Annotated in this window: 1 protein-coding gene; it reads right to left on the reverse strand. The window is 72.0% G+C overall.

Annotation, left to right across the window (positions count from 1 at the left end; genetic code table 11):
• A partial coding sequence (locus ABZZ04_RS39450) for an amidohydrolase family protein (RefSeq protein ID WP_356937063.1) occupies window positions 1–1,008 on the reverse strand: 1,008 nt, incomplete at its 5' end.

The following is a 1,008-nucleotide window of genomic DNA, read 5'->3' on the forward strand; positions in this document are numbered from 1 at the left end:
TCAGACCGAGTGGACGAGTCGGCCGCCGACGTAGGTCCGTTCGACCCGCGCCGACGCGATCTCCTCGGGCGGGGCCGCGAAGATGTCGCGGTCCAGGATTGCGAGGTCGGCGAGGTTTCCGGGGTGGAGGCTGCCGGTGTCGTGGTGGCCGTTGACGTGGGCGGAGCCGGCGGTGTAGGCGGTCAGGGCGGTGGCGGGGTCGATGCGCTGTTCGGGCAGGAAGATCCGGTCGTCGGTGGTGCCCGGCTCCTTGCGGTTGACGGCGACGTGGATGCCTTCGAGCGGGTTCGGGCTGCTGACGGGCCAGTCGCTGCCGGCGGCCAGGGTGGCGCCGGCCCGCAGCAGGTCGCCGAACGGGTATTGCCGGGAGGCGAGTTCGGGTCCGAGGAAGGGGATGGTCAGTTCGTCCATCTGGGGTTCGTGGGCGGCCCACAGCGGCTGGATGTTGGCGATCGCGCCGAGTGCCGCGAACCGGGGGATGTCGTCGGGGTGGACGACCTGGAGGTGGGCGAGGTGGTGGCGGTTGCCGCGTCGTCCGTTGGCGGTGACCGCGGCCTCCAGGGCGTCGAGGGCCTCGCGGACGGCCCGGTCGCCCAGGGCGTGGAAGTGGACCTGGAAGTCGAGGGCGTCCAGCGCGGTGACGTGTTCCCGCAGTGCGACGGGGTCGACGAAGCTGAGGCCGGTGTTGGTGGTGGCGCAGCCGCAGCCGTCCAGGTAGGGGGTGGTCAGTGCGGCGGTGAAGTTCTCCGCGATGCCGTCCTGCATGATCTTCACCGAGCTCGCGCGGAACCGGCCGTGGCTCAGCCGCGAGCGCCGGGCGGCCAGTTCGGGGATCTGTTCGGCGCCACGTTCCCGGTCCCACCACAGGGCGCCGGTCACCCGGGCGGTGAGTGAACCGTCACGGGCCGCCGTCATGTAGGCGTCCGACGGGTCGGGCCTGCCGCCGAACTCGCCGAGCAGCGCGTCCTGCCAGCCGGTGATGCCCAGGGAATGCAACAGCCCCTGGGC

It is taken from the genome of Streptomyces sp. NPDC006435 (assembly GCF_040612315.1).
GTDB lineage: Bacteria > Actinomycetota > Actinomycetes > Streptomycetales > Streptomycetaceae > Streptomyces.